At 63.0% G+C, this 25,014-nt stretch carries 24 protein-coding genes; 6 read left to right on the forward strand and 18 right to left on the reverse strand.

What is annotated here, in order from left to right:
* Positions 1-340: 340 nt before the first annotated feature.
* Genes modC through LOM8899_RS05075 form a run of 5 tightly spaced genes read right to left on the reverse strand, consistent with a single transcriptional unit; the run spans position 341 to position 4,261 of the window.
* Entirely contained in the window at positions 341-1,432 is a 1,092-nt protein-coding gene (gene modC, locus LOM8899_RS05055) for a molybdenum ABC transporter ATP-binding protein (protein WP_093991013.1), read from the reverse strand.
* On the reverse strand, positions 1,425-2,144 hold the full coding sequence (gene modB / locus LOM8899_RS05060) for a molybdate ABC transporter permease subunit (protein WP_093991014.1): 720 nt from the start codon (positions 2,142-2,144) through the stop codon (positions 1,425-1,427). The genes modC and modB overlap by 8 nt, the downstream gene beginning before the upstream one ends.
* Complete coding sequence (gene modA, locus LOM8899_RS05065) at positions 2,141-2,893, reverse strand: molybdate ABC transporter substrate-binding protein (protein ID WP_093991015.1); 753 nt, start codon at positions 2,891-2,893, stop codon at positions 2,141-2,143. The genes modB and modA overlap by 4 nt, the downstream gene beginning before the upstream one ends.
* A 40-nt stretch (positions 2,894-2,933) precedes the next feature.
* On the reverse strand, positions 2,934-3,557 hold the full coding sequence (locus tag LOM8899_RS05070; protein WP_093991016.1) for a 3-oxoacid CoA-transferase subunit B: 624 nt from the start codon (positions 3,555-3,557) through the stop codon (positions 2,934-2,936).
* Entirely contained in the window at positions 3,557-4,261 is a 705-nt protein-coding gene (locus tag LOM8899_RS05075) for a CoA transferase subunit A (protein ID WP_093991017.1), read from the reverse strand. Before LOM8899_RS05075 ends, LOM8899_RS05070 begins: the two co-directional genes overlap by 1 nt.
* 297 nt (positions 4,262-4,558) lie before the next feature.
* Between LOM8899_RS05075 and mobA the strand changes: the two genes are divergently transcribed.
* The 3 genes from mobA to LOM8899_RS05090 all read left to right on the forward strand — a co-directional run bounded on the left by mobA (position 4,559) and on the right by LOM8899_RS05090 (position 6,914).
* Positions 4,559-5,191 carry a molybdenum cofactor guanylyltransferase MobA gene (gene mobA, locus LOM8899_RS05080; protein WP_093991018.1) on the forward strand — a complete coding sequence of 211 codons (633 nt, stop codon included), beginning with the start codon at positions 4,559-4,561 and terminating at the stop codon, positions 5,189-5,191.
* The gene (locus tag LOM8899_RS05085) at positions 5,181-6,056 is read left to right on the forward strand and encodes a hypothetical protein (protein ID WP_093991019.1); all 876 of its coding nucleotides are present in this window, start codon (positions 5,181-5,183) and stop codon (positions 6,054-6,056) included. The genes mobA and LOM8899_RS05085 overlap by 11 nt, the downstream gene beginning before the upstream one ends.
* 216 nt (positions 6,057-6,272) lie before the next feature.
* Positions 6,273-6,914 (forward strand): L,D-transpeptidase, encoded by a 642-nt coding sequence (locus LOM8899_RS05090; protein WP_093991433.1) that lies wholly within the window; start codon positions 6,273-6,275, stop codon positions 6,912-6,914.
* 69 nt (positions 6,915-6,983) lie between these two features.
* Here LOM8899_RS05090 and LOM8899_RS05095 read toward each other — a convergent pair whose 3' ends face one another.
* Complete coding sequence (locus LOM8899_RS05095; protein WP_093991020.1) at positions 6,984-7,637, reverse strand: peroxiredoxin; 654 nt, start codon at positions 7,635-7,637, stop codon at positions 6,984-6,986.
* A 97-nt stretch (positions 7,638-7,734) separates the two neighbouring features.
* Here LOM8899_RS05095 and LOM8899_RS05100 point away from each other — a divergent pair, with 97 nt between their 5' ends.
* The 3 genes from LOM8899_RS05100 (at position 7,735) to LOM8899_RS05110 (ending at position 11,101) form a co-directional block, all read left to right on the forward strand.
* Positions 7,735-9,174 (forward strand): aldehyde dehydrogenase family protein, encoded by a 1,440-nt coding sequence (locus tag LOM8899_RS05100; RefSeq protein WP_093991021.1) that lies wholly within the window; start codon positions 7,735-7,737, stop codon positions 9,172-9,174.
* 398 nt (positions 9,175-9,572) lie between these two features.
* Entirely contained in the window at positions 9,573-10,502 is a 930-nt protein-coding gene (locus LOM8899_RS05105) for a VOC family protein (protein ID WP_093991022.1), read from the forward strand.
* Positions 10,503-10,504: 2 nt separating this feature from the next.
* Positions 10,505-11,101, forward strand: a complete 597-nt coding sequence (locus LOM8899_RS05110) for an alpha/beta hydrolase (RefSeq protein ID WP_093991023.1) — start codon at positions 10,505-10,507, stop codon at positions 11,099-11,101.
* Positions 11,102-11,184: 83 nt separating this feature from the next.
* Here LOM8899_RS05110 and cueR read toward each other — a convergent pair whose 3' ends face one another.
* From cueR to LOM8899_RS05165, 12 genes are all read right to left on the reverse strand, one after another.
* The gene (cueR, locus tag LOM8899_RS05115) at positions 11,185-11,583 is read right to left on the reverse strand and encodes a Cu(I)-responsive transcriptional regulator (protein ID WP_093991024.1); all 399 of its coding nucleotides are present in this window, start codon (positions 11,581-11,583) and stop codon (positions 11,185-11,187) included.
* Positions 11,580-13,991, reverse strand: coding sequence for a heavy metal translocating P-type ATPase (locus LOM8899_RS05120; protein WP_093991025.1), 2,412 nt, complete (start codon positions 13,989-13,991; stop codon positions 11,580-11,582). The genes cueR and LOM8899_RS05120 overlap by 4 nt, the downstream gene beginning before the upstream one ends.
* A gap of 67 nt (positions 13,992-14,058) precedes the next feature.
* Positions 14,059-16,131 (reverse strand): FAD-dependent oxidoreductase, encoded by a 2,073-nt coding sequence (locus tag LOM8899_RS05125; RefSeq protein WP_093991026.1) that lies wholly within the window; start codon positions 16,129-16,131, stop codon positions 14,059-14,061.
* An 18-nt stretch (positions 16,132-16,149) separates the two neighbouring features.
* Positions 16,150-17,082 carry a helix-turn-helix transcriptional regulator gene (locus LOM8899_RS05130; RefSeq protein WP_093991027.1) on the reverse strand — a complete coding sequence of 311 codons (933 nt, stop codon included), beginning with the start codon at positions 17,080-17,082 and terminating at the stop codon, positions 16,150-16,152.
* A gap of 1 nt (position 17,083) precedes the next feature.
* Complete coding sequence (locus LOM8899_RS05135; RefSeq protein WP_093991028.1) at positions 17,084-17,524, reverse strand: acyl-CoA thioesterase; 441 nt, start codon at positions 17,522-17,524, stop codon at positions 17,084-17,086.
* 1 nt (position 17,525) lies between these two features.
* A complete protein-coding gene (gene boxA, locus LOM8899_RS05140; RefSeq protein ID WP_093991029.1) occupies positions 17,526-18,707 on the reverse strand; it encodes a benzoyl-CoA 2,3-epoxidase subunit BoxA in 1,182 nt (393 codons plus the stop codon).
* Between the two features lies 1 nt (position 18,708).
* On the reverse strand, positions 18,709-18,876 hold the full coding sequence (locus tag LOM8899_RS23355) for a hypothetical protein (protein WP_168770471.1): 168 nt from the start codon (positions 18,874-18,876) through the stop codon (positions 18,709-18,711).
* 68 nt (positions 18,877-18,944) lie between these two features.
* Complete coding sequence (boxB, locus tag LOM8899_RS05145) at positions 18,945-20,396, reverse strand: benzoyl-CoA 2,3-epoxidase subunit BoxB (protein WP_093991030.1); 1,452 nt, start codon at positions 20,394-20,396, stop codon at positions 18,945-18,947.
* 24 nt (positions 20,397-20,420) lie between these two features.
* Complete coding sequence (boxC, locus tag LOM8899_RS05150) at positions 20,421-22,082, reverse strand: 2,3-epoxybenzoyl-CoA dihydrolase (RefSeq protein WP_093991031.1); 1,662 nt, start codon at positions 22,080-22,082, stop codon at positions 20,421-20,423.
* Positions 22,083-22,200: 118 nt separating this feature from the next.
* The gene (locus LOM8899_RS05155) at positions 22,201-22,647 is read right to left on the reverse strand and encodes a DUF309 domain-containing protein (protein ID WP_093991032.1); all 447 of its coding nucleotides are present in this window, start codon (positions 22,645-22,647) and stop codon (positions 22,201-22,203) included.
* Positions 22,644-23,459: an alpha/beta fold hydrolase gene (locus tag LOM8899_RS05160; protein ID WP_093991033.1), complete on the reverse strand. Its 816-nt coding sequence runs from the start codon at positions 23,457-23,459 to the stop codon at positions 22,644-22,646. The genes LOM8899_RS05155 and LOM8899_RS05160 overlap by 4 nt, the downstream gene beginning before the upstream one ends.
* Positions 23,456-24,991: a benzoate-CoA ligase family protein gene (locus LOM8899_RS05165; protein ID WP_093991034.1), complete on the reverse strand. Its 1,536-nt coding sequence runs from the start codon at positions 24,989-24,991 to the stop codon at positions 23,456-23,458. The genes LOM8899_RS05160 and LOM8899_RS05165 overlap by 4 nt, the downstream gene beginning before the upstream one ends.
* Positions 24,992-25,014: the final 23 nt, after the last annotated feature.

Genomic DNA, 25,014 nt, shown 5'->3' on the forward strand with positions numbered 1-25,014 from the left:
ATGGGGGCACATTTTGGCGATTGGGGGCCTCGGGCGCCGAAATGCAGATCGACCTTCGCAGCAACCGAATTGACTAATTCTACCTTAGATTGTGCTATTCGGTCGGCAAACCGCTGCGCCGGCCACGCGAATATGGCAACAAGATGGCCCCCGAGTGTCGCGGTTGGGGGCGGCTCCGGGCGATTTCTTGTCGCAGTGATAAAAGTTTTAGGGATCGACCCCGATTCAGCGACAATCGTGGCGCGGAGCACAAATTGTCCGCAAAAGTGACCTCAAACCGGCGCAACCGATTCGGCCTGCAACAGGTCCGGGCGCGACCGATGCCGCAGGGTTCGCGCGTTCAGGCTCCGCCGTGCACGGCTCCGATATCGCCGGGGGCCACCGAGACGGTCTTGATCACCGTGTGCACCGGCACACCGGCGGCAAGGTTCAGCGCTCTGGCCGATCGGCGGGTGATCCGGGCCAGAAGCAGCTCTTCTCCGACCGCGATCTGCACCACCGCACCGGGGCCATCGCCTTGCCGTAGAGCGGTCACCACGCCGGACAGGATATTCAACGCCGAAATCCCCTCGGGGCGGTCCAGCGCGATCATCACGTCCTGCGCCTCGATACGCAGCCGCAGGCGCTGACCCACCGGTTCGGCCAGCGCCGGCACGAACAGGCGTCCGCCCGCGCAGGCCAGCTCGGTCAGGCCGTCGGGATCATGGGCAACCACGGTCGCGCTCAGCACCGCACCCGCTCCACGCACGCCCAGTTGCGGCACCAGTGCCGGGTCCGACAAAACCTCGGCAACCGGGCCACAGGCCCGAACCCCGCCCTCCTCGATCAGCACCAGCGTCGTTGCCAACTGCGCCACTTCGTCAAGAGCATGGCTGACGTAAAGGATCGGCACCTTCGTTTCATCACGCAGTCGGGCGAGATAGGGCAGAATCTCCGCCTTGCGCGGGCCGTCCAGCGCCGCCAAGGGCTCATCCATCAGCAGCATCGCGGGCCGCGCCATCAGCGCCCGGCCAATCGCCACTCGCTGCTTCTCGCCACCAGACAGGCGCGAGGGCCGGCGCTCCAGCAACGACGCAATACCCAACAGGTCTGCCACCTCGTCGACACTCGGGCCTGCACCCGCGTTGAACCGCAAGCCATATTCCAGATTGCCGCGCACCGTCAGATGCGGGAACAAGCGGCCTTCCTGAAATACATAGCCCACCCGTCGTTTGTGCGGCGGCAGCCAGATGCGGGCCGCCGCGTCCTGTAGGACACGGCCGTCGACCACAACGCGGCCTTCGTCCGGGCGCATCAGCCCGGCGACGGCATCGACCACTGTCGTCTTGCCCGCCCCGGATCGGCCAAACAGCGCCGTCACGCCTTGGGGCGCCTCAAAGGCAACGTCGAGGGAGAACTCGGCAAAGCGATGGCGCAGCGCGATCTCAAGCATCCGGTCGCCCCGCATTCTCGCCGCGCACCCGCGCCTGCACCCGGCGGGCCAGCACCTCGGAAGCTGCCAAAGCCCCCAGCGCGATGACCACCGACACGATCACCAGCCGCCACACCGACGCCTCGCCCCCCGGCACCTGCAAAAAGGCATAGATCGCCGAGGGCAGCGTCCGGGTCTCGCCGGGGATGTTCGAAACAAACGTGATCGTCGCCCCGAACTCCCCCATCGCCTTGGCAAAGGCGAGCACCGCCCCCGCCAAAACACCGGGCAGGATCAATGGCAAGGTGATGGTGACAAAGACCCACAGCTTCGACGCCCCCAAGGTCGCCGCCGCCTGCTCCAGCTTCGGGTCCACCGCCTCGATCGACAGACGGATCGCGCGCACCATCAGCGGAAAGGCCATCACCGCGGCCGCCAGCGCCGCACCGGTCCAGCGGAAGGCCAGAACGAGACCGAAAGTCTGCTCCAGAAACGCGCCCACCGGGCCGCGCCGCCCAAAGGTCAGCAGCAGCAGGTATCCGGTCACCACCGGCGGCAGGATCAGCGGCAGATGCACCAAGCCATTCAAAAGGGCGCGGCCGGGAAAGCGCCAGCGAGCCAGCGCATAGGCCGTCAGGATGCCGAACGGCAGGCTCAGCACCGTCGCCCAGAACGCCACCTTCAGCGAAAGCGCCACCGCCTGCCATTCCTCCGGGCCAAGCCAATCGGTCATTGCGGCAGCACCTCAAAGCCCTCGGCCTCGAAGATCTCCCGCGCAACGGGACCGTTCAGATACCGACGCAATACCGACGCGATATTCAAAGGGTTTTCGGCCAGTTCCGCGACCGGATACCGGATCGGCGGATGGCTTTCCGGCGGAAAGGTCCAGAGCACGGTCACGGCGTCCGACGCCACCGCATCGGTCGCATAAACGATACCAAGCGGAGCCTCGCCCAGCGCCACCAGCATCAGCGCCGCGCGGACGTTGTCCACCGGGGCCAGATGCGGCGCCAGCGCCTCCCACTGACCATAATATTGCAACGCCGCGCGGGCATACTGCCCCGCCGGGACGGCATCGGGAAGGCCAATGGACAATCGACCATCACCCCCGAGTAGTTCTTTTATATCAGGGGCTTGCGCTGGATCGATCGGAGCCAAACCGACACCGGCTCCGATCAATACCAACGTGTTGGAAAGCAGGTCTGCGCGGCTCCCCTCGCGGATCAGCCCTTCCTGCTCGAGCACATCCATCCATTCGGAATTGGCCGAAACAAACAGATGCGCCGGCGCGCCTTGCCGGATCTGCTGCGCCATCGTCGCGCTGCCGCCATAAGAGATGACAACGTCATGGCCGGTCTCCGCCTCGAATTCGGCCGCAACGGCATCGAGCGCGTTGGCGAGACTTGCAGCCGCAAAAACAACGACTTGCTCGGCCCTCAGAGGGGCGGCAAGCAGGCAGAGCAAGAGGGCAATCCGGATCATGGCTCCACCGTCCGCCCCCTTGCGTGCTTTGGCAAGCGCCTTAGACGATGGTCGCCTCTGTCGCGGCGCGCAATTCGTCCTCGGTGACGCCGTCGGCGCATTCGACGATCTTCAGACCGCCCTCGACAACATCGAGCACACCCAGATTGGTGATGATGCGATCCACCACTGCCTTGCCGGTCAGCGGCAGGGTGCAAGCCTTGAGAACCTTGCTGTCGCCGTGCTTGTTGGTGTGATCCATCACCACGATGACACGGCCGACACCGGCGACCAGATCCATGGCTCCGCCCATGCCCTTGACCAACTTGCCGGGGATCATCCAGTTGGCGAGATCGCCGTTCTCGGCGACTTCCATGGCACCCAGAATGGCCGCAGCGATCTTGCCGCCACGGATCATTCCGAATGATGTGGCGCTATCGAAATACGATGTGCGGGCCAGTTCGGTGATGGTCTGCTTGCCAGCGTTAATCAAATCAGGGTCTTCGTCGCCCTCATAGGGGAACGGGCCCATGCCCAACATGCCGTTCTCGGACTGCAGGGTGATGTCCTTGTCGCCCACATAGTTGGCGACCAGCGTCGGGATGCCGATGCCAAGGTTCACATACCAGCCGTCTTCCAGTTCTTCTGCTGCGCGGGCAGCCATCTGATTGCGATCCCAAGGCATTATGCAGACTCCTTCTTGCGGGTGGTGCGCTGTTCGATACGCTTTTCGTGGTCGCCCTGAATGATGCGGTGCACATAGATGCCGGGCAGGTGGATCGCGTCGGGGTCCAGCGATCCGCGCGGCACGATCTCTTCCACCTCGGCGATGCAAACCTTGCCACACATGGCGGCAGGCGGATTGAAATTGCGCGCGGTCTTGCGGAAGATCAGGTTGCCGGTGTCATCGGCCTTCCAAGCCTTTACAATGGCCAGATCGGCAAAGATGCCGTGCTCCATGATGTAGGTCTCGCCGTTGAAATCCTTGTGCTCCTTGCCCTCGGCGATGACGGTGCCGACGCCGGTCTTGGTATAGAAGCCGGGGATACCACAGCCACCGGCCCGCATCCGCTCGGCGAGCGTTCCCTGCGGATTGAACTCAAGCTCCAATTCGCCGGACAGATACTGGCGCATGAATTCGGCATTCTCGCCCACATAGGAAGAGATCATCTTCTTCACTTGCCGGGTCTGCAAAAGGATGCCGATGCCAAAGTCATCCACCCCCGCGTTGTTGCTGGCAAAGGTCAGATCCTTGGTGCCGGCCTCCTTGATCGCCTGCAACAGCAGTTCGGGAATGCCGCACAGGCCAAAGCCACCAGCGGCAATGAACATGCCGTCGAACAGCAGGCCATCAAGAGCCGTTGCCGCGTCGGGATAGATCTTCTTCATCGCTCATACCTTTCTCTACGGTGTCGCGCTAAACGCAACGCCCTCCCCTATGGAATGCCGCGACTCCAGCGAAAGGGCAAGCCTTTGCAATATCCTTTCGCGTCTCGGCGCTTCAGGCTTACTTTTGTGCGGACCGATCGCACGAACATGGCGAAACGGACGGCGGATCCGGCGTCCACGGGCACAAGCTGGAGCCAAGACGGTTCAACGCGCCCTACCGGGATTCCGTACGAGCTCACGCAGACGCCCCTGTACAACGTCTTGCGCTCGGTGCGGGGGCGCGCTTATCACAACCACATGTCATCCAGCCTCGCCTCAACGGAGCCAGTTCCCGCGATCATCCTCGCCGGCGGTCAGGCGTTGCGCATGGGGGGTGGCGACAAATGCCGGCTGACGCTGGGCGGTCAGACGATCCTCGGCAGGGTCATACATCGGCTCACTGCTCAGACCGCGTCTCTGAGCCTCAGTGCCAACGGCGATCCTGGCCGATTTGCGGACTACGGCCTTCCGGTCTTGCCCGACCCCCTTGGATACGACGCCGGGCCGCTGGCCGGGGTTCTTGCCGGGCTCGACTGGGCGGCCGACATGGGGTTCACCTCGATGGTCAGCGTTCCCGGAGACACGCCTTTTCTACCCCGTGATCTGGTCGCGAGGCTCCTCGACGGCGCACAAGAGACCGGCTACGCGCTCGCCGCCAGTCCGGATCCAAGCGGGCGTCTCCGACGGCACCCGACCTGCTCGGTCTGGGCGGTGAACCGGCGTGAGGCTCTGCGGGCGGCGCTGGACAACGGGCTCCGCAAAGTCGGGCTGTGGGCCGATCAGGAACAGGCCGTCACCGTCCGGTTTGAAAGCAGTCCGTTCGACCCGTTCTTCAACATCAATACGCCGGAGGATCTGGCCCGGGCCGACACCATGTGCCATGCGATTTGACCGAGTCGCGATCCTCGACTGGTCGGCAGCGGGCAGTCCGACGAAGGGCAAGGATTCCATCTGGATCGGTGTGACCGGACCGGACGGGACGACGGCGCAGAATCTTCCGACCCGCGGGCTGGCCGAAGAAGCACTCGCCGCGCTGATCGACGATTGTCTGACACGTGGGCAAAGGCTGCTGCTCGGGGCCGACTTCAACTTCGGCGCGCCAACCGGACTTGCCGCGCGCCTCACCGGACGGTCCGAGGCTCTCTCGTGGTGGCATTGGCTGGCCGAACGGATCACCGATACCGAACGGAACCAGACGAATTACCGACAGATCGCCGCCGAAATGAACCTACGGTTCGCGGGCGAAGGGCCATTCTGGGGCAACGGCGCAAAACAGCAGGTCGACGGGCTGCCAAGAACCAAGCCGGCGCTGCCCGACGGCCTCGCCGAACACCGGCAAACCGATCTCATCGGCCGAACGGGCGGATTGTTCCCGAAAACGATCTGGCAGCTGGCGGGGGCCGGGGCGGTCGGAGCGCAATCACTGACAGGGATTCCGGTCTTCTGGCGTCTGCGACAACGGTTCCGGCCGCACTGTGGCGTCTGGCCTTTCGACGACGCACAAACAGCCATTACTTTCGCCGAGATATACGCCTCGCATGTCACGCCACAGGTCAGCCAACTGGAATCACGCGGCATGGTGCGCGACGAAGCTCAGGTGCGGCTCCTGTCGTCGAGTTTTTACAAGTTGGACCAAAAGGGAAGGCTTCCCGCATTATTCGCAAAGCCAGACGATTGTGCGTGGCTGAATGACGAAGGCTGGACGCTCGGGAACGGATATGTGCAAAGCATCCAAATGGCCGCTGAAACACGCTAACCACCGGAATAAAAACGGTTATGACGCCGTTTCATCGAAATTCACCGATAGACGGTCACGAAAATGTGGTATCCCGCCAACAACAATCACGGCATTGTTGGAGGATACTTTGGCCATTTATTGAACCAATTGGGGCCTTCGTTTATTATCCATACGTCAATGCCAGTATTTTATGCTGGTTCTTTATAGTTACGTCCCAAGGGGGGGATGACCCATATGCTGACCCGTCGACATTTTATCGTGACCTCTGCGATGGCCCTGTCTGCTGCCCAGACCGGCCCGATCGCCGCCCAAACCGCACCCTTGCAGCTTGATGTCCTGCCCGAAGAGGTAGACCCCAACGCCATCAGCCTGCCGCCCACCATGGAGGGCAATTTCGCTATTCCAGAACGGTATCAGGCCAAGATCGTGCCTGTTCAGCCGGGGCTGACACCGAACGAAATTCACATCGTCTCGAACGCCTATCACCTGTATTTCATCCTGCCGGACGATCTGGCGATCCGCTACGGCGTTGCCGTCGGTCAGGAAGGGCTGGGCTGGGCCGGTCAGGCAACCATCCAACGCAAGGTCGAATGGCCAAGCTGGACGCCGACCCAAGAGATGATCGAACGCAATCCCGAGCAGTACGAGCAATACGCCGACGGCATGCCCGGCGGCCCGTCCAACCCGCTCGGCGCACGTGCGCTCTACTTCTACCAGGGCGAGCGGGACACCGCGATCCGGGTCCACGGCACCACATCGCCGCGCTCCATCGGGTCGTCCGCATCCAACGGCTGTTTCCGGATGTACAACAGCCACGTGATCAATCTCTACAATCGCGTGCCTCTCGGCGTCCGGGCCTTCGCCTACATCGCCTAAACAACCGACCAGAATCAAAAAACGCCGCGAAGTTTCCTTCGCGGCGTTTTGCATTTCGGCGGTCCGATGTCAGCTAGGCAGCTTGGCCATGCGTAGATACGGCAAAACGGTGTTGAATTCACCGAATTTGGCGGCGGCATCCTCGTTGTTGACCGCAGTCGGGATCACAACGTCCTGACCAACCTGCCAGTTGGCGGGGGTCGCCACGCCGTGCTTGGCGGCGGTTTGCAGGCCGTCCAGGGCGCGGAGCACTTCGGCAAAGTTGCGGCCGACGTTCATCGGATAGGTCATGCTGAGCTTCAGCTTCTTGTCCGGCCCGATGATAAAGACCACACGGACGGTGGCGGTGTCGTTGGGGGTCGCGCCATCGGGCAGATAGGCTTCGGCAGGGAGCATATCAAAGGCCTTGGACAGGGTCAGATCCTTGTCGGCAACGATCGGAAATCCGGGCTTGGCGCCGCCGGCCGTTTCGATATCGACCTTCCACTTGACGTGCTCTTCCACGCCATCGACGCTAATACCCATGACCTTGGTGCCGCGCTTGGCCCACTCGTCGGCCAGTTGCGCAACGGCACCGAATTCGGTGGTGCAAACAGGGGTGAAATCCTTGGGATGGCTGAACAAGATCGCCCAGCTGTCACCGATCCAGTCGTGCAGGCTCACGGTGCCCTCGTCGGTCTCGACCGTCAGATCGGGAATTGTGTCGTTGATGCGCAGGCCCATGTCGGTCCTCCTTTAGTGTTGCGATCACCGGCTCTATATAGGCGGGGACGGCCGCGCATACTAGCGCAGCATGGCAGCTATGATCGGAGGACAAACTATGATCGAGAAGCGCGATTTTTACATCAACGGTGCCTGGGTGCCCCCCGCCGCACCACGTGATTGCCCCGTGATCGACCCCTCCACCGAAGAGACCTGCGCCGTGATCAGCCTCGGCGATCTGGCCGACACCGACGCCGCAGTCGCCGCCGCCAAAGCCGCTTTTCCGGCATGGGCCGCCACCGCCCCGGCAGAGCGCAAGGCGCTGGTCGAGCGGATCCTCGAACAGTATCGCGCCCGCGAAGAAGAAATGGCGCAAGCGATCAGCCTCGAGATGGGTGCGCCCATCGACATGAGCCGTGGCGATCAAGCCCCCTGCTTGCCATGGCACCTCGAGAATTTTCTGACCGCCTTTGACGAGATCGAGTGGATCAGGCCGCTGCGCGCCGACACCCCGCACGACCGGATCGCCATGGAGCCCATCGGCGTGGTCGGCCTGATCACCCCGTGGAACTGGCCGATGAATCAGGTCACGCTCAAGGTCATCCCGGCGCTTCTTGCAGGCTGCACCGTGGTGCTCAAACCGTCGGAAGAGGCTCCGCTCTCGTCGCTGCTGTTCGCGGAATTCGTCCACGACGCCGGCTGCCCACCCGGCGTGTTCAACCTCGTCAACGGCGACGGCGCCGGAGTCGGCACACAGCTCTCCGCCCATCCCGATGTCGAGATGATCTCCTTCACCGGCTCCACCCGCGCAGGTCGGGCAATCTCCAAGACCGCCGCCGAAACGCTCAAACGAGTGACGCTCGAGTTGGGCGGCAAAGGGGCCAACGTGATCTTTGCCGACGCTGGCGAAAAGGCGGTAAAGCGGGGCGTGCGCAGCATGATGTACAACTCGGGCCAGTCCTGCAACGCGCCGTCGCGGATGCTGGTCGAGCGGGGCTTCTACGATGAGGCCGTCGAAATCGCGCGGGCCACCGCCGAAAGCACCAAGGTCGGCCCGGCCTCCGAACCCGGACGGCACATCGGCCCGGTGGTCAATCGGCGGCAATGGGATCAGATCCAGAGCTTCATTCAGAAGGGCATCGACGAAGGCGCCCGGCTCGTCGCCGGAGGACCGGGCCTGCCGGAAGGCATGAACAAGGGGTTCTACGTGCGTCCCACCGTCTTTGCGGACGTCAAACCGGGGATGACCATCGAGCGCGAGGAGATCTTCGGGCCAGTGCTGTCGATCATGCCGTTCGACAGCGAAGAAGAGGCGATCCGGATCGCCAACGACACACCCTACGGCCTGACGAACTACGTCCAGACCGAAGACGGACCGCGGCGGAACAGGCTGGCCCGCGCCCTGCGATCCGGCATGGTCGAGATGAACGGCCAATCCCGCGCTGCGGGGTCGCCCTTCGGCGGCGTCAAGGCATCTGGCCGGGCCCGTGAAGGCGGTGTCTGGGGGATCGAGGAATTCCTCGAAGCCAAGGCCATTTCCGGCTGGGCCGACGAATAGGCGCAACATCCCCGCCGGTCCGGCTCCAATGCCGGCCGGCGGGGACATGACGGGTCACGGCCTCCTGCCTTGGCATCCCGGCCAAAGCCGCCTGCCCTCGAGGGCGAACCGCTCTCCTTCATCTTGGCCAAAAAACTCCCGCCGGAGGCGCACATCGCCGTCTGCGGCAGCGACAGTTATGATTGAACGTCTCAAGTTCAAATCCGGGCGTCGCGATGCAGGATTACGAACGTCATGGTCGTCGCGCAATGGCGCACATCGGCTGCGGGTCCCCATAGGGTCGACTAGACCGCGCAATATTGACGTGCGAAATTGCACATAATTGGTTATTGAATCTATAATTTACTGCATTTCTGCAAGTGATACCTTGTGTCCAACACAAACAGAAAGGTTCAGCCATGCTCTCTCAGATCAAAGGGCTCCACCATGTCACCTCGCTGGCGTCTTCGGCCCGCGAAAACAACGCCTTCTTCACCAACGTCCTCGGTCTGCGGCGGGTGAAGAAGACGGTGAACTTCGACGCACCCGACGTCTATCACCTCTATTACGGCGACGAGACCGGCAGCCCCGGCACCGTGATGACCTATTTCCCGTTCCAGAATGCTGCACGCGGCAAGCGCGGGACAGGCGAGGTCGGGACGACGTCGTTTACCATCCCGAAAGGCAGCGCAAAAGCGTGGCTTGATCGGCTGGCAACGTTCGAGACAGCGAACATCGGACAGGACACCCGTTTTGGAGAAACCCGGGTGCTGTTCGACGGCCCCGACGGTGACCGGTTCGCGCTGATCGAAAAAGATGACGAGCGCAGCCCCTGGACCGGCAATGGCATCTCGGAAGACATGGCGATCCGCGGCTTTCACTCCGCAGACATGCGGCTGCGTGACGGCGGCGCTTCGGCGGAACTGCTGAGCTTCATGGGCTATGAAAAGCTCGACACCGAAGGCGACGTGACCCGGTTCATCGTGCCCGGCGGCAACGAGGCCAATGTCATCGACATCGAAACCCTGCCCGGCGTGCAGCACGCAGGTCAGGGGGCCGGATCGGTCCACCACATCGCCTTTGCCGTGGAAAACCGGGCGCGGCAACTCGAGGTGCGCGAGGCGCTACTCGACACCGGCTGGCAGGTCACGCCAGTGATCGACCGGGACTATTTCTGGGCGATCTACTTCCGCACACCGGGCGGCGTGCTGTTCGAAGTGGCCACCAACGAGCCCGGTTTCGACCGCGACGAAGACACGGCGCATCTGGGCGAGGCGCTCAAGCTGCCAAGTCAGCACGAGCACCTGCGGGCCAAGCTGATGCGGCATCTGGAGCCGCTGGAGGGCTGAACATGCACCATGTCCAACGGACCGAAGGGGCGCCCGGCGCGCCCCTTTTCCTGACATTCCACGGCACAGGCGGCGACGAACACCAGTTTCACCGCTTTGCCACTGAACTCATGCCGCAGGCGCACGTGACGTCGCCACGGGGCGAGGTGAACGAAAACGGGTCCAACAGATACTTCCGGCGAACTGGCGAAGGCGTCTACGACATGGCTGATCTGGCGCAACGGACAGACGCCATGGCGACGTTCATCGCCGCCGAGGCGGAACGCACCGGGGCCACCGAAGTGATCGGGCTTGGCTATTCCAACGGCGCCAACATCCTGGCCAGCGTGGCACTCAGCCATCCCGACAAGGTGGACTCGTTGGTGCTCATGCATCCGTTGATCCCATGGCAGCCTGCCGCGCAGCCCGGATTGAACGGACGGCGCATCCTGATAACGGCCGGAGAGCGAGACCCGATCTGCCCCAAGCCGCAGACCGAGGCATTGGTGGATTACCTGAAGGCACAAGGGGCCGACGTCACGATCTTTTGGCACTCCGGTGGCCATGAAATCCGCGCAGATGAGATCGAGGCGGTTCGGGAGTTCTTGAAGGCTCACTGAGACCACACCGGGCATCAGTCCCCGTGGAGACGTCGGACGCTCCGCGGGGAGTTTTTTGGCCAAGATGAAGGGGGTGTCCGGCCCTAGTCGGACGACGTGTCTGCACCGAGCGAATGCAGGATCGGGCAGTCCGGTCGGGCATCGCCGTGGCAATGTGTGACCAGATCGGACAGGGTTCCGCGCATCGCTTCGAGATCGGCGATCTTTGCCTCGATCTCGGCCAAATGCTCCATTGCGATGCGGCGCACATCGCCGCTGGCGCGGTCCTTGTCTTGCCAAAGGGCCAACAGAGCCCTGCAATCCTCGATCGAGAACCCGAGCGCGCGACCCCGCGCGAGGAACGTCAGGCTATGGGCGTCGGCCTCGTTGAAGACGCGGTAACCATTGCTGTCTCGGGCCGGTTTGATCAGGCCGATGTCTTCGTAGTAGCGGATGGTTTTGGCCGGCAGGCCGGACCGCGCGGCGACGTCCTTGATGTTCATGCCGTCACCCACCGCAGCCTGAGCGCGTTCGACAAGACGAATACGCTCGACAGCGCCATCGCCCCGGCCGCCAGCATCGGCGACAACAAAGTGCCATTCAACGGATAGAGCGCCCCTGCCGCCACAGGGATCAGGGCGACGTTGTAGCCGAAAGCCCAGATCAGGTTCTGCCTGATATTGCGCATCGTCGCCCGGCTGATCGCGAAGGCGTTGATCACGCCGCCCATCTCGCCCGACATCAGCACCACGTCTGCGGTCTCAATGGCCACATCGGTGCCCGTCCCGATGGCGATCCCGACGTCGGCGCGGGCCAAGGCGGGCGCATCGTTGATCCCGTCACCGACAAAGGCAACACGCCCCCCCGACTGGAGCCGCTCGATGGCCGCGACTTTGCCGTCGGGCAGCACCCCTGCGATCACCTCGTCGATACCCAGTTCTGCCGCGACAGCCTGAGCCGTCGTCTCGCCATCGCCGGTGATCATCGCGACCTTTAGGCCGAGGTCCTGCAAGGCCTTGACCGCAGCGGCGCTTCCCGGCTTGATCTGGTCGCTAACAGTGAAGGTCGCGACAAGCCGTCCATCGAGCGCCAGAAACATCGGGCTTCGGCCCATGGCCGCGAGATCACTGACATCGGGCAACGCGATCCGCTCACGCTGCATCAGCCTCTCAGCGCCGACGAGGACCGTCTGCCCGTCGATCATCGCCTGCACACCAAAGCCCGGGATCGCCTCGAAGGATGTGGCCTTCGGTTTCGTCACACCTTTGGCCGCAGCGGCTCTCTGGATCGCACCGGCAACCGGATGCTCGGACCCCGCCTCGGCGCTCGCCAAAATTGCCAGCGCCTGCGCCTCGTCAAATTCGGGCTCGACGCGCAGGTCCGCCAGATCGGGGCGACCGACAGTCAAAGTGCCGGTCTTGTCCATCGCCACAGTACTTACCCCAGTGAGGGCCTGCAAAGCCTCTCCCTTGCGGAACAAGACCCCAAGTTCGGCCGCACGCCCGGTGCCGACCATGATCGACGTCGGTGTGGCCAAGCCCATCGCACAGGGGCAGGCGATGATCAGCACAGAGACCCCCGCCACCAAGGCAAACCCCAGTGCAGGCGACGGGCCGATCACGACCCAGACAAGAACTGTCAACGCGGCGAGGGCCATCACCGCCGGCACGAACCACAGCGTGATCTTGTCCACCAACGCCTGGATCGGCAGGCGCGCACCCTGCGCGTCCTCGACCATGCGCACGATCTGAGCGAGAACTGTGTCAGCCCCCACGTGAGTGGCCGCATAGGTCAGAGCCCCGTTGCCGTTGATGGTGCCGCCAATGACGGTATCGCCTTCGGCCTTTTCGACCGGAATCGGCTCGCCCGACAACATGCTCTCGTCGATGAACGATGCTCCGGAACGGACCTGCCCGTCGACGGCGACCCGGTCGCCGGGGCGCAGGGCCAGCACGTCTCCGACCACCACATCGGCAACCGGGATATCGGCCTCGACACCGTCGCGGATCACCCGCGCGGTCTTGGGTCGCAACCCCGCCAGCTTGCGGATGGCAGCACCGGTCCGGCCCTTGGCGCGCGCCTCGAGGGTGCGGCCCAAAAGGATGAGCACGACGATCACCGCTGCCGCCTCGAAATAGACCGCGCGGGTGCCTTCGGACAGCAGTCCCGGCGCAAAGGTCGCCACCACCGAAAACAGATAGGCCGCCGATGTGCCCAGCGCGACGAGGCTGTTCATATCGGGGGCGAGGCGGAACAGGGACGGATAGCCCTTGGCATAGAACTGGCGGCCCGGGCCGGCCAGAACGATGCTGACCAGCACGAACTGGATGACCCACGAGGTCTGTGTCCCAATCGTCTGCGCGATCAGGTGGTGAAACGGCGGGAACAGGTGTCCGCCCATCTCCACCACAAAGACCGGCAATGTCAGCGCGGCAGCGATCCATGTCTGGCGGGCCAGGGCCTGAGCCTCGTCGGCTTTGCGGTCCACCTCCGGCTCCGAGCGTTCGAGGCGCAGCGGGTATCCGGCCGCCTTCGCTGCTGCGACCAGATCGGAAACATCCACCTGCCCTTCGACATAGCGGATACGGGCGCGCTCGGTGGCGAGGTTGACGTCCGCCTCGATCACTCCGGGAACGGCGCTCAAGCCCTTCTTGGCGCGGCCAGCACACCCGGCACAGGTCATGCCCTCGACGGACACGTCCAATTGCTTGATCCGGGCGGGATAGCCGGCAGTCTCCAGCGCGTCGACCAGCGGGCCGATCTCGCCATCGGTCGTCACTCGTGCGGTCTCGGTCGCGAGGTTGACGTTCACCTCCGACACACCGGGCACGGCATGAAGGGCACGGTCCACGCGGGCGACACAAGAGGCGCAACTCATCCCGTCGAGCGAGAGGTTGAAATGCTGGGTCATGATTGTCCTATCTCCGGGGCGGTTCAGCGCCCAGACCCGTTAGATAGGGGTTCCAGTTAGTGGAAGGTCAAGCCCCCGGCGCAGAATAATCCCGGATCGGGATGCCGTCGGCCAGACAGGTTTCCAGAACCGGGCTGATCCGCCAAGCAATTGGGTCTTCCTCCGCCAGTTTGCGCAGGCCGTCCACGATGGCAGGCACGCCCAAGCTATCGGCATAGTGCAGCAGGCCACCACGCCAGCGCGGAAAGCCATAGCCAAAAACCGTCACCAGATCGACATCCGCCGCACTGGCCGCGATCCCCTCGGCAAGGATATCGCAGGCCTCGTTGATCATCGCCAACAGCAACCGTTCGCGGATTTCGTCGTCGGTGTAATCGCGACGTGTTATCTTGGCAAAATGCGCCTCCTCCAGCGCAAGATCGGCGACGATCGGATCTTCGACTTTGCCGTTGCCTCCGGGATAGCGATACCAGCCCGCTCCGGTCTTTTTGCCCAACTTGCCAAGCTCGATCATCCGGTCGGCGATGGGGATATAGCGGCGGTTGGGGTCGCGGGTCGCGTCCTGCCGGCGGCGATTGGCATGGGCAATATCGAGGCCGGACAGATCCTGCGCCTCGTAGGGGCCCATCGCATAGCCGAATGCCACCATGGCCTCGTCGATCTCCCACGGGGTGGAGCCGTCCATCAGCACCGTGTCGGCGGCCTCGCGATAGCGGGCAAGGATGCGATTGCCGATAAATCCGTCGCACACGCCCGCCAGCACTGGCACCTTGCGCAAACGCTTGGCCACGGCAAAGCCCGTCGCCAAGCCCCGCTCGCCAGTCTGATCCCCCCGCACGATCTCCAGCAGCTTCATGATATGGGCCGGGGCAAAGAAGTGCAGGCCGACGACCCGGCTCGGGTCGGGCAAGCTGGCGGCGATTTCATTGATATCGAGGTAAGAAGTGTTGGTGGCGAGCACGGCGTCCTCCGCCATATGGGCGGCCAGCTTTGCAAAGACGGTCTTCTTGACCTCCATGCTCTCGAAGGCCGCCTCGATGGCAAGGCCCGCCTGCGCCGCCTCGGCATAATCGGAAGAGGCGGTGAACCGGGCGCGGCGCTCTTCGGCGCCCTCCCCGGTGATCAGACCCCGCTTCAGACTGGCATCGACAATCTTGGCGACGTTCTGCTTGGCGCGGGCGACCCCCTCGGCATCGGTCTCCAGCAAGGTGACGGTCAGCCCTGCGTTCAGCAACGCGTAGGCGATGCCGGCCCCCATGGTGCCACCGCCGACGACGGCGACATGGTCTATCGGGGCAGGTTCGGCTTTGATCCACTCGGGCTGGCGGGCAGCACGCTCGGCAAAGAACATGTGGCGCAGGGCGCGCGCCTGATCGCCGGTCCGCAGGGTCAAAAACGCGGCGCGTTCCGTCGCCATGCCCTCGGCAAATTCCATATCGGCCGTGGAGGCGACCAGATCAATCGCCCGAAGCGGTGCGATCTGGTTCGGGGTCTTCTTGGCGGCCAGCGCCCGCGCCGCCTCGACCGCATCGGCATCCAACACCGGCTTGGGCAGGTCCGAGACCGGGACAGACAGCTCCATCGTGCCGATATCCAGATGACTGGCGACGAACAGCGGATTGTCGGCAATACCATCGATCAGGCTCATAGCCTCAGCGGCTTCGGCAGTCACGGCCCGACCCGTCGCGATCATGTCCAGCGCCTTGGCCATGCCGATCAAGCGCGGCAACCGCTGCGTGCCGCCAGCGCCGGGGACGACGCCCAAGGTCACCTCTGGCATCCCGATCTGCACGCCGGGGGCGGCAATGCGATAGCGACAGGCCAGAAGCAACTCACAGCCACCGCCCAAGGCCACTCCGCTGACGGCGGCGATCCACGGCACCGCCGAGGCTTCGATCCGCGCCACGACATCCGGCAAATGCGGCGGCACGGGATCGGCATCGAACTCGCGGGCATCCGCTCCGGCGGCAAAGGCGCGGCCCGCCCCTGACAGCACCACGCGCGACAAGCCCTCTTGGGCGTCGACCCAATCCAATGCGGCCATCAGCCCTTCGCGCATCGCAAGACCAATCGCGTTCACAGGCGGGTTGTTCAACTCGACGAATGCGATCGGGCCCTCGCGGCGGGTGGTCACGGACATGAGGTGTCTCCGGTCAGGTCAGGGCTTGGATAGGAAAGCGCTCTCTTCGATCAGGTCCAGCAGATCATTCAGCGACTGGTCGACGGTCTTGCTTGACGTATCAAGCTGGGCCTCGGCTTGGGCGTATAGGCTCTCGCGGCTGGCCAGAAGGCTGCGCAGCTGGCTCATCGCCTCGGGCACACCCGCCATCGGGCGCTCGTCCCCTTGGGCGCGGACGCGGTTCATGTGCTCCATCGGCGTCGCCCTGAGCCAGACGGTGTGACAGGTGTCGAGCAAGGTGCTGAACGTCCGCGGTTCGGCCACGATCCCGCCCGCAACGGCAAGGACCATACGGTCGTGCTCTGCGGTCACGGCCTCCAAAGCATCAGCCTCCAGCTTGCGGTATCCGTCAGCACCGTAAAGGCCCATGATCTCGGCAATGGGCATCCCGCCAATCGCCTCGATCTCCTTGTTCAATTCCACGAACGGCATATCGAGCACCCCGGCCGCAGCGCGACCAAGGGTCGACTTGCCCGCACCGCGCAACCCGATCAGGCAGACACGCTGTGCGCGGGAATGCGTCGGCGGGATCGGACTCAACTGGCGCAGCACACGGGCCTGTGTCGCCTCGTCGGCCGAGCGGAAAAGCTCGGCCACCTTGATGACGTCGGACGTGCGGGGATCGTCCTCAGCCACCAACCATTCGATGCGCATCCTAAGAGCACCGGCGATGCGGTGGAGCAAGGCAATCGAAATATTGCCGTCGCCGCCCTCCAACTGCGCCAGATAGCGGGGCGAAACGCCGGAAAGCTCCGACAATTGACGGCGAGGCATACCCATCTGGGTCCGGGCGATGCGCACACGCTCACCAACCTGCTGGATCAAGGGGTCGATCGCTGTATCAGGGGCTTTGGTCATAGCGGCATTATATTGCACAGAGGACTTGGAGCGAACAGCACTTTCCGGTGGCATATCAGGCACCTGCCTGCGCAATCAGCGGCTCGATCAGGGCGCGGATATCCTCTGGCGGGCGCTGTTTCCTGAACTGATCGGCAACCGTGAAAACGTTGGTGAATTTCCCGGTGAAGCCAAGCTTGCCATCCTGATAGGCATCGACCTGAAAGGTGATCGACGTCTCGCCCAGCCGGATGGGCCAGACATAGCACCGCAGCACATGGCGCGGGGTGACGGGGCGCTTGAAATCCATCTCGATGCGGACAAACGGCGTGCCCATGTTGCGGTCCAGTTCCATCTGAAACCAGCCATCGCCGCCAAGATGACGCTCCCACCATGCGTTGATCGCATCGAGGGCAAACCACGGAAGACGACCGGTATAGGCGATCTTGGCCGGGTCACAGTCACCCCATGTGACGCGAATATCGTGGGCAAAGGCAGAATCGGGCGGCGATCCCATCTCAGTAGGTTTCCACGTGATAGCGGCCGTCCTCGCGCATCACGTCACGCATGGCGATCCACTGCTCGCCGATGCTCTCGGCGATGGTGGTAAAGGCGCGCTCCACGCCTTCCTCCATGCCGCGCAGACCACAGATGTAGATATGGGTCTTGGGATCGGCCAGCAGTTCGGCGACCTTCTCTTCCTCGGCAATAAGACGGTCCTGCACGTATTCCTTCTCGCCCTCGCGCGAATAGACCAAATGCTGTTCCAGCAGGCTCTTGGGCACCTTCGACAGGGGGCCGAAATAGGGCAGGCTCTTCTTGGTGCGGGCGCCAAAGAACATCGTCATGCCGCCCGAGGGGCCGTTCAGGGTGCGCTGGCGGCGCATGGTAAAGGCGCGCATCGGGGCAGAGCCGGTGCCGGTGCAGATCATCAGCAGCTTGGCCTCCGCATCGGCCGGCAGCAGGAAGGTCGCGCCAAACGGGCCGGTCACTTGCACTTCGGCACCCGTCGGCAGATCGCAAAGGTAGTTCGAGCATAGACCACCGGCCTCACGTTTGACGGTCAGCGACAGGTTGTTGAAGCCGGGGCGCTCGCCGTCACGCGGGCTGGAGACAGAGTAGAGGCGGGGCAAATGCGGCTTGCCCTCTGCATCTGTGCCGGGCGGTATGATGCCCACCGATTGGCCCTCGAGCACCGGAAACGGCAGGTTGCCCAGATCAAGGATGATGTGGCGAACGTCGTGTTCCGGGTCATCGGTCAGGGGGTAGTTGCCCGTGATCTTGGCGGTCGCGGGCTTGCCCAGATTATACATGTTGATCGAGGGCTTGGCCGCAGTGGCCGGAGCCTTGGCCTTGCCGCCGGCACCCTTGTGAGCCTCGGCGAGCAACGCGGCCATCGCATCGTCCAGAGCCTCCAGCCCCGTGGCCGCTTCGTCCTGACCAAGCTCCTCCTGTTCGGGCAATTCCTCCCAGCTGTATTGGGCCTCCAGCGAATAGGGCTCCACGACGACCCGCCATTCGTCAATCGAGCCCGTCGGACAGACCGGAATGCAATCCATGCAGAAGTTGCAGCTATCGGCATTCACCACCACGTTGTTGTCGTCGTGCTCGATGGCACCGACAGGGCAGGTCATCTCGCAGGTGTAGCAGCGGATACAGATCTCGGGATCAATGAGGTGCTGTTTGACGGGCTTGTTCATGTCAGGCCTTCTTGGACAGGATGATGTCGGGCAGGGTCAGTGCTTCGATCAGGGCGGCGCACAATCCGCGACAGTCCGAACAGCCTACGCAGGGGCCCTGCAATTGGGCAATGTCTTTGGCGGCTGCGGTGGTGCGCGGGGCAAATCCGATTTTGCGGTCGATCATCATCTGCGCTCTCCTGAAATGCTGAAACGGAGTGCGCATCCCACGGGGGTCCGCAGGATGCGCGTCAGGGCTCATGCCATGTGAAGCTTGACGTATTCGAAGTCGCCCGGCTTGTTGTCGATGCCCACCTTGGGTGGCGCAATCCAGCTGGCGTATTTGCCGGGCTCGAAGCACGGCACCATCAACGATTGGATAAAGGCACCGTCTTCCTTGGTGGGAAGCCAGTCCTTGACGCCTTTGTCCCATGCGTCCTGGGTGATGATCACCCCCTCGGGATTGGCACGAATGGCCGAGAACACACCGATCTGACGGTGAAACGCCTCGTCGGGCAGCTTCATCTCGAATTCGACACCGGCCTTGGCGATCTGCTTGTTCCAGCGGCCAAGGCCACCGGCAGCATCACGAACATAGTCGTCGCGCAGGCGCATGTTGATGGCGGTCAGCGCGGGCACTTCCTGCGCCACGATCTTGCCGTCCACAATCGTGCGAACGACATAGGTGTCGTCCTTGAGCTTGTGGTCATCGTCGATCCGCATCTCCATGTAGCGGCCCTTGATGCCCGAGTTGAAGGCGTTGGCGGCGTTAGTCGAAACCTCCTGACCAAACAGATCCAGCGACAGCGAATAGTGCAGGTTCAGCTTCTTCTGGATGGTCGGCAGGTCGATGACGCCCAGATCGCGGATCTTGTCGATATCATAGGGGTCGGTGATGCCCGCCTTGTTCATCGCCTCGCAGGTCGCCTGAATCACCCGGCCCACACCAGTCTCGCCCACAAACATGTGGTGGGCCTCCTCGGTGAGCATAAAGCGGCAAGTGCGGCTGAGCGGATCAAAGCCCGACTGGGCGAGGCTCTCAAGCTGCATCTTGCCGTCACGGTCGGTAAAGTAGGTGAACATGAAGAACGACAGCCAATCCGGCGTTTCCTCATTGAACGCCCCCAGCATCCGAGGCGCTTCTTCGGACCCGGACGAGCGGATCAGCAGATCGTCGGCTTCTTCGCGGCCATCCTTGCCGAAGTATTTCTGAAGCAGATAGACCATCGCCCACAGGTGGCGGCCCTCCTCGACATTCACCTGAAACAGGTTTCGCATGTCATAGAGGCTCGGCGCGGTCAGGCCGAGGAAGCGTTGCTGCTCGACCGACCCCGGCTCGGTGTCGCCCTGAATGACGATCAACCGCTTGAGCATGTTTCGATATTCGCCCGGCACTTCCTGCCACGCCAATTCACCGGCATGTTCACCCATCGGGATGCGGCGATCCTCGACCTGCGGGGCGAGCAAGACGCCCCAGCGGTATTCCGGCATCTTCACATAGTCGAACTTGGCCCAACCCTTGGGGTCCACCGAAACGGCGGTCCGCAGATACACCATGCTCTCCTGAAAGTTCTGCGGAATCAGATCGTTCCACCAGTTGATATAGCCGGGGTGCCACTTCTCCAGCGCCTTGAGCACCTTCTTGTCCTGCGCGAGGCCCACATTGTTGGGGATCTGGGTGTCATAGCTGACGTTGATGAGGTCTAGCATTCTCGTGTCTCCCTTTGGGCGTCCTCAGACGCGCTCCATGTTGTAATCGCCGCGCACGCCCGTGCCGTAGCGCTGCAAAGCACCCGTCTCGCCCACAGCGTTGGGGCGGTTGAAAATCCAGTTCTGCCAGGCGGTCAGACGGCCAAAGATGCGGGTCTCCATCGTTTCCGGGCCAGCAAAGCGCAGGTTGGCTTCCATCCCGGTCATCGCGTCGGGGCTGAACGAGGCACGCTCTTCGGCAAAGATGCGTATCTCGTCCTCCCAGTCGATGTCGTCGAGGATCATGGTCACAAGACCCAACTCGTCGGCCTCCTCGGCCTCCAGCGCCTCTCCGATCTTGGCCTTGGCGGCCTCCACCGCTTCGGGCTCGCCCAGAAACCGGGTCTCCAGACGGGTGATGCCATTGCCCATCGGATAGGGGCCGAAATTCGCGTCCGTCAGAGTGACCGCAGCCATATGGCGATTGTCGCCGTCAAACTCGTCTTCCATCATATAGCTGCGGTCCACGGCAAACAGCAGCTCGGCCAGCACGCCTACAAAGCAAGAGCCATGTTCCACCAGCGCCATCATCGAGCGCGATGTCACATCCACGCGCTTGAGAATACGCTTCCAATACTGGCGCACCTCATTGGCCAGCCAGTGATCGGCATTGTCGGCGAGCAGCGCCTCGTGGGCGGCGAACAACTCCGGGTCACCCTGCGTGCGGAACGACCACAGACCTGCCTCCATCTCGTTGAGTCGCAGGTGCAGAATGGCATCGTCCAACTCACGGGCGAGGCGGAGCATATAGGCCTGATCGCCCTGCGCTTCGAACGCTGCCATATCGGCAGGCGCATCGGCATCCGGGCCGCTCAGCGTGATGGTGGCGGTGCGCTTGGCGCGATCCACGACCACTTCGACGAGCGAGTAGGACAGCGATCCATCCTCCGCCACCGTCTTGGCGAGCGGTCCGAGGGTGATACCCTTGGACACATCAACCTTGGGCGAGGCTGCGGCAAACTCGCGGGCACGTTTCTGCACCACATCGTCAAACTTGGAATTCGGGATCACCTCATCGACCAGACGCCACTCCTTGGCGCGCTTGCCCTTCACGCCCTCCTCGATCGAGCAGAAAATATCGGCACGGTCGCGGCGCACCTTGCGCTTGTCGGTCACGCGGGTCAGTCCGCCGGTGCCGGGCAGCACAGCAAGCAGCGGCACCTCCGGCAGCGCCACCGACGACGTGCTGTCATCCGTCAGCATGATATGGTTGCAGGCCAGCGCCAGCTCATAGCCACCCCCGGCACATGCGCCCTTCACGGCCGCGATATACTTCTGCCCACTGTCCGCTTCGGCAGCCTCAAAGGTATTGCGGGTCTCGTTGGTAAACTTGCAGAAGTTGACCTTGTGACTATGGGCAGCGCCGCCCAACATGCGAATGTTCGCCCCGGCGCAGAACACCCGGTCCTTGCCCGACTGCATGACCACGACCTTCACTTCGGGATGCTCAAAGCGCATCCGCTGGACCACGTCGGCCAATTCGATATCGACACCCAGATCATAGGAATTGAGCTTCAGCTGATAGCCATCGAACAGGCCACCGTCTTCGTCGACATCCATGAACAGGTTGGCGACCGGGCCATCGTACTCCACGCGCCAGTGGCGATACTGATCGGGGCTGGTTTGAAAATCGATGACCTTTGCCATGTGACACGTCCCTTATTGACTGTTCCCCAAGCCTACCGGGGCAAGGAGGATTCGTAAACAAATGTGAGCATGATAATGCACACTTATTTTATTATTAAAATCCGAGTATTGCATGTTTTTACGCATTATATTGCAACTCACTTGACGTGCTCAACGCCAGAACCTCGACCCTCAACGCCGCCACATCGCAGCCCAGAACAACCTCTCCGCGCACCTCGTCCAAATGTGCCAAGGCAATCTGGCAAAGGCGCGTGGCGGCGCGCGGCTTGCCCATCCGCAGCTTCAACTGGGCGTTCGCCAACTGGATGATCGCCTGCACAAAGGCACGCGGCTCCGAATTTGGCGGGCAGGCCATCCAGACCGGCTCCAACACCTCGTGGGCCTCCCAGAAATGACCAGACGCGCGAAACGCCAAACCCGCCCGGAACGCCTCCGTCCGGGCAAGCTCCTTTGAGGACATACCCTCCCGGACCGAGGCGCGGATCGGATCAAAGGCGCCCTCAGTATGGCGGGCCGTATGACCGGGCACATAGGCATGTGACGGAAGGACCGGCGCATCGGTCATGCGACCGCGATCTCCGGCGCATCAATGCGGATCAAACGGGTGGTGAACTCGGAAATCGCGGCCAAGACCTGATCGGGTTTCTCGGCGAACGGCGCATGGCCACAGCCCTCCAACTCCAGCCGATCCACCGGCGCATAGGACCGGTCTTCGACCTCGTCGATCTGCGCCATGGTGCCATAAGGATCATCCCGGCCCTGAATGACCAGCGTCGGGATGCGCAGGTAGTCGATGACATCCGCCACATTCCACCCGGCAAAGTCTGGGTGCAGCCAGGCATCGTTCCAGCCGCGAAAGGTGGCCTCGGGATCGCGATGATACTTGGCCATCTTCCGCTTGAGATCGCCCGTCTCGAAATCCAAACGCGCCCGCTCGATTTCGGCAAGGCCCATCGGCTCGGTAAAGAAATGCGGCGCCATGAGAACAAGACCGCGAATGCGGGTATCCGACACGCTGCCCGCATAGATCGCCGCAATGGTGCCACCGTCGCTATGGCCCACCAGAACCGCCTTCTGCACGTCAAATGCGGCAAGGACCTGTGGCAGCACATCCACCGCCTCGCGGGTCATGTAATCGAGCGGACGTGGCAGCTCCGCCGGGCCGGATTGACCATAGCCCGCGCGGGAATAGACCAACACGCCAAGCCCGGTCGCCTCGGCCAACCGTTGTGGAAAATCGCGCCACAGGGCCACGCAGCCCAAACCTTCGTGCAGCAGCACCAGCGTCAGCGCCTCGCTCGGATCAGGCCCATAACAGGCGTATTCCAAGGGAACACCGCCCGCCTCGACCACACCGCTGTCTGTCCAGAGTGTCATGCCGTCACCTCGCGCAATTTGAACCGTTGGATCTTGCCCGTCGCGGTCTTTGGCAAATCATCGACCACCTCGATCCAACGAGGGTATTTCCATTTGCCGATCGCGGTCTTCACATGCTCCTTGATGCCATCAAGGGCATCGGCCCCCGCGCCGGACTTCAGCACAACAAAAGCCATCGGCTTTTCCAGCCCGTCGTCGTCGCGGCGGGCGACCACGGCGGCCTCCAGAACTGCCGGATGCGCGGCCAATGCCTGTTCCACCTCGAACGGGCTCAGCCAGATGCCGGAAACCTTGAACATATCGTCGGTGCGACCGCAGTAAATCAGGCGACCACCCTCGCCGACTTCGTATTTGTCGCCCGTCCGGGTCCAGATGCCCTCGAACGTGGCGCGAGATTTGTCGCGTTGGTTCCAATAATCCGCCGCCGCCGATCCACCACGGACCAGCAGTTCACCGACGCCACCGGGCGCGACCTCGGCTCCGTCCTCGTCGACGACACGGATGTCATAGCCGGGCACGGCCACCCCGGAAGTGCCGTATTGCACGTCGCCCGCACGGTTCGACAAGAAGATATGGAGCATCTCAGTCGAGCCGACGCCGTCCAGAATATCGACGCCCCAGATGTCCTTCCACTTCCGGCCAATCTCGGCAGGCAGCGCCTCGCCTGCGGAAATGCAGGTGCGCAAGGGGGCATCGGGATGAGCGCCCTCGCTCTCCCACTTGTGAATCATCGCAGCATAGAGGGTCGGCACGCCGCAATAGATCGTGGGCTTTTCGGCCGCCAAGACGTCCGACACGCTGTCCGGCGTCGGACGGCCGTCAAACAGAACCGCCGTCGCGCCGACAGACATCGGAAACGACATACCGTTGCCAAGGCCATAGGCAAAGAACAGCTTCGCCGCAGAGAACACCGTATCGCCCTCTGTCACGCCCAGCACCTGCGCGCCGTAGGTGTCGCAAGTCACCTGCAACGCCCCGTGGACATGGCGAACGCCCTTGGGCTGTCCTGTCGAGCCTGACGAATAGAGCCAGAACGCCACCTCGTCGGCGCAACAGGGCACCGTCCTGATCGGGTCGGCACCGGCGACAAAAGCTTCGATCTCGGTCGCGCCCTCGGCCTCTGCCCCGATCACCACGACCTGACGGACAAGAGGGCAGTCGGCCAGCGCGGGCATCACCACCGGGATCATCTCTTTGCTGACAAAGGCGATGGAGGCGCGGCTGTCCTGCAATATTGTCCGATACACGTCGGTCGACAGCAGCGTATTGAGCGGAATTGGCACCACACCGGCCTTGATCGCCCCCCAGAAAATCAGCGGAAATTCGATCTGATCCAGCACGAACATCGCCGCACGCTCCTCGCGCTGGATGCCCGCCCGGTAGAACGCACCCGCCAATTGCGCGGCCCCCTCGGCCAATGCGCCATAGGTCAGGCTACGACGCTGTCCCGCGGCCTCGCGGAATGCGATCTTGTCGGCGCGCCCCTCCTCGACATGGCGGTCCACAAACCACAATGCAGCGTTTCCTGTCATCTCACTTTCTCCTCCCAGAGCCA

It is taken from the genome of Flavimaricola marinus (assembly GCF_900184895.1).
Classification (GTDB): domain Bacteria; phylum Pseudomonadota; class Alphaproteobacteria; order Rhodobacterales; family Rhodobacteraceae; genus Flavimaricola; species Flavimaricola marinus.